Annotated in this window: 5 protein-coding genes; 4 read left to right on the plus strand and 1 reads right to left on the minus strand. The window is 65.2% G+C overall.

Annotated elements, in window-relative coordinates; genetic code table 11:
- Window positions 1-216: 216 nt before the first annotated feature.
- Entirely contained in the window at window positions 217-381 is a 165-nt protein-coding gene (locus ACXAJT_RS27385; RefSeq protein ID WP_475242135.1) for a hypothetical protein, read from the plus strand.
- 116 nt (window positions 382-497) lie between these two features.
- Here the strand turns inward: ACXAJT_RS27385 and ilvC are convergent, their stop codons facing one another.
- Window positions 498-1520, minus strand: coding sequence for a ketol-acid reductoisomerase (ilvC, locus tag ACXAJT_RS27390; protein ID WP_475242138.1), 1023 nt, complete (start codon window positions 1518-1520; stop codon window positions 498-500).
- Window positions 1521-1673: 153 nt separating this feature from the next.
- Between ilvC and ACXAJT_RS27395 the strand changes: the two genes are divergently transcribed.
- The 3 genes from ACXAJT_RS27395 (at window position 1674) to ACXAJT_RS27405 (ending at window position 3798) form a co-directional block, all read left to right on the plus strand.
- Entirely contained in the window at window positions 1674-2129 is a 456-nt protein-coding gene (locus ACXAJT_RS27395; RefSeq protein WP_475242140.1) for an Lrp/AsnC family transcriptional regulator, read from the plus strand.
- Entirely contained in the window at window positions 2126-2581 is a 456-nt protein-coding gene (locus tag ACXAJT_RS27400; protein WP_475242143.1) for an Lrp/AsnC family transcriptional regulator, read from the plus strand. The genes ACXAJT_RS27395 and ACXAJT_RS27400 overlap by 4 nt, the downstream gene beginning before the upstream one ends.
- Before the next feature lie 92 nt (window positions 2582-2673).
- Entirely contained in the window at window positions 2674-3798 is a 1125-nt protein-coding gene (locus ACXAJT_RS27405) for an aminotransferase class V-fold PLP-dependent enzyme (RefSeq protein WP_475242146.1), read from the plus strand.
- The last annotated feature ends 123 nt before the right edge of the window (window positions 3799-3921 follow it).

The following is a 3921-nucleotide window of genomic DNA, read 5'->3' on the forward strand; positions in this document are numbered from 1 at the left end:
CGACCGCTGCCCACAAGCCTTCTTCTCAGCAATCGCACTCGCTGCGACCGTAATCTTCTGGCTTTGAAGGAGAACGAGTCCTGAGCCTAGCGGTTCTTTCAAACACGCGCAGGGCCTCGCCCTATGGCCTGCACACATGCCGCTTGCCGTAGCACGGTCTTTGGGGCATGTGACTTCATCCACAGTTTCGACATGGCAGCCGGAAAGGATCGGGTCATGGACTACAGCAGAATGGGCGGCGCGCGGCCGGGCTCCAACAAGCCGCGCTTCAAGGCCGAAAACCTCAAGCGCGACGGCAAGGCCGGCACCGGCGGCAAGGCCAGCAAGGCAGAGCTTCTGGCGCGCATGAAGGCGCAGGCCGAGGCCAAGAAACAAGACTGAGGCCGCGCGCTGCCGGGCTCTCCCCTGCAGCGCAGACAAGGCCCCAAACAGATCGGCACTCAAAAGAAAAAGGCGCGGGACATTCCCGCGCCTTTCGTCTGTCCGGGAGGGCCCGATCAGTTCTTTTCTTTATCGACCATCTTGCCGGCCGAAATCCACGGCATCATGCCGCGCAGCTTGGCGCCGGTGGCTTCGATGCTGTGCTCGTCGTTGGCACGGCGCGATGCCTTGATGGTCGGCTGGCCAACCGCGTTCTCGAGCATGAAGTCGCGCACGAACTTGCCCTGCTGGATGTCGGTGAGGACGTCCTTCATCGCCTTCTTGGTCTGCTCGTAGGGCAGGATGCGCGGGCCGGTGACGTACTGGCCGTACTCGGCGGTGTTGGAGATCGAGTAGTCCATGTTGGCGATGCCGCCTTCATAGATCAGGTCGACGATCAGCTTCACTTCGTGCAGGCACTCGAAGTAGGCCATTTCCGGCGCGTAACCGGCTTCCACCAGCGTCTCGAAGCCGCAGCGGATCAGCTCGACGAGGCCACCGCACAGAACGGCCTGCTCACCGAAGAGGTCGGTTTCGCACTCTTCGCGGAAGTTGGTCTCGATGATGCCCGAGCGGCCGCCACCGATGGCCGAGCAATACGACAGGCCGATCTCCAGCGCCTTGCCGGTGGCGTCGTTGTTGACGGCCACGAGGCAGGGCACGCCGCCGCCCTTGACGTATTCACCGCGCACGGTGTGGCCCGGACCCTTCGGCGCCATCATGATGACGTCGACGCCCGGCTTCGGCTCGATCAGGCCGAAGTGCACGTTCAGGCCGTGCGCGAAGGCGATGGCGGAGCCTTCCTTCAGGTTGTCATGCACGTACTTCTTGTAGGTCTCGGCCTGAAGTTCATCGGGCATGGTGAACATGATCAGGTCACACCAGGCCGCCGCTTCGGCGATGCCCATGACCTGCAGGCCTTCGGCTTCGGCTTTCTTGGCCGAGGGCGAACCTTCGCGCAGGGCGACGACGATGTTTTTCGCACCGCTGTCGCGCAGGTTCAGCGCGTGGGCGTGGCCCTGGCTGCCATAGCCGAGGATCGCCACTTTCTTGTCCTTGATCAGGTTGATGTCGCAATCACGATCATAATAGACGCGCATGGGTCTTTCCTTCCTTGATCTGCGGGCGATTGATCGCCGCTTCGTTGTGGGGGACAACATAGGCACCGCGCACCGATACGGGTTGCGTTTTTCTTGAGTATTTGCAGGAAAGATGAAAGATCATTCTCGAAATGATCAGATAACGGCAAAATCATGCTTGATGATACCGACAGGCGCATCCTGCGCCAGTTTCAGGCCGCGCCCGACCTGCCCGGTGCCGAACTGGCCGAGCGCGCGGGCGTCACAGCCTCGACGCTTGCCCGGCGGCTGGCGTCCATGCGCGACAAGGGCGTGCTGCGCGGCACCCGCGGCGTGATCCACTGGCCGGCGCTCGGCTACGAGCTGGAGGTGTCGCTGCGGGTGACCCTCGACAAGACCGCGCCGCGCGCCTTCGACGAGTTCATCGAGGCCGCGCGGCAGGTGCCCGAGGTGATCGAGATCCAGACCTTCCTCGGCTCGATCGACGTGCGCCTCGCGGTGATCGCCCGCGACCTGTCGCACTACCAGCAGCTCTATCGCGGCCAGATCCTGCCCCTGCCCCACATCTCGGACATCGAGGCGCTGATGCACGTCGCGCTGGTGCGCTCTGATGAAACGGTGCCGCTGTGATGGAGCTTGACGACATCGACCGCGCGCTGGTGCGCGCCCTGGCCGAAGACGCGGGCGCCAGCGCTGGCGCCCTCGGTCGCAAGCTCGGCCTGTCGCAACCCGCCTGCTGGCGCCGCATCCAGCGGCTGCGCGATGCCGGGGTGTTTCGCAAGCCCCGCCTCGATCTCGACCTCGAGGCGCTTGGGTTCGGCGTCACCGTGTTTCTTGGCGTGAAACTGGCCACCAAGGGCCGCGTCAGCCTCGAGGATTTTGAGCGCGCGGTCTCGGCCATCCCCGAGGTGCAGATCGTCGAGCACGTGCTGGGCGCCTTCGACTACCGACTGCGCGTCATCGCCCGCGACCTGCCGGATTTCGAGCGGGTGCTGCGGCGGCGGATCATGACCCTGCCCGGCGTCGGCCATGTGGAAGCCAACGTCGTGCTCAGCGAGGAGCGCCGCCCCGGCCCGCTTTGACCTGCTCCCTGCGGCGTGATCACGACCATCGGAGGTTTTGCCAATCCCTGCGCAACGCGCTACCCCCTGCGCAACAACAAAGGAGTATGCCAATGGCACTGCGCAAGGACGTGGACCCAAACGGTCTCGATGAATTCTCGGTGGTCTTCACCGACCGCTCTCTCAACCACATGTCCGCCGCCTTTCAGGGGGTGATGCGGGACATCTCCGAAGGTCTGCGCGAGGTCTACGGCGCCGATGGCATCGCCGTGGTCCCCGGCGGCGGCACTTACGGCATGGAGGCAGTCGCCCGCCAATTCGGCCGCGGCGCCAAGGCGCTGGTGGTGCGCAACGGCTGGTTCTCTTTCCGCTGGAGCCAGATTTTCGAAGCCGGCGGCTTCGGCGGCGAGGTCACGGTGATGAAGGCCCGCGCCACCGGCAACGGTCTCGAGGTGCCCTTCGCACCGGCGCCGATCGAAGAGGTCACCGCGAAGATCCGCGAAGAGCAGCCCGAGATCGTCTTCGCGCCGCACGTGGAGACCGCCGCCGGCATCATCCTGCCCGACGACTACATCACCGCGCTGGCGAGCGCGGCGCATGAGGTCGGCGCGCTGATGGTGCTCGACTGCATCGCCTCGGGCTGCGCCTGGGTCGACATGAAAGAGACCGGCGTCGACGTGCTGCTCTCGGCACCGCAGAAGGGCTGGAGTTCCACCCCTTGCGCGGGCCTTGTGATGATGTCGCAGCGTGCACTCGACCGGCTGGAGCAGACCACCTCCGACAGCTTCGCGCTCGATCTGAAGAAATGGCGCGACATCACCGCCGCCTACGAGGCAGGCGGCCATGCCTATCACGCCACCATGCCCACCGACGGGCTGCGCATGTTCCGCGACGCCATGGCCGAGACCCGCGCGTTCGGCTTCGCCGAGGCCAAAGCGGCGCAGTTCGATCTGGGCCGCAAGGTGCGCGACCTTCTGGCGTCGAAAGGTGTCACCTCCGTCGCCGCCGACGGCTACGGCGCGCCGGGCGTGGTGGTCAGCTATACCACCGACCCCGAGATGAAGAGCGGCCGCGCCTTCGCCGAGAAGGGCGCGCAGATCGCCGCCGGCGTGCCGCTGCAGGTGGACGAGCCTGCTGGCTTCTCGACCTTCCGGCTCGGCCTTTTCGGTCTCGATAAGCTCAAGGACGTCGACGGCACCGTGGCGCGCCTCGACAAAGTCCTCGGCGACGTGCTCTGAGCCTCATCCTGCGGTCGGGGCGACGACCGCAGGGCCTCGGGAGGGGGGAGAGGAAGGAGGAGAAGGGGGTTATCTCGAGGAGGGAACAGCGGAGCGCATAGGTGTTCTCCAAGTAGTAGGAGG

The organism is Salipiger sp. ABF4_146 (assembly GCF_056161345.1).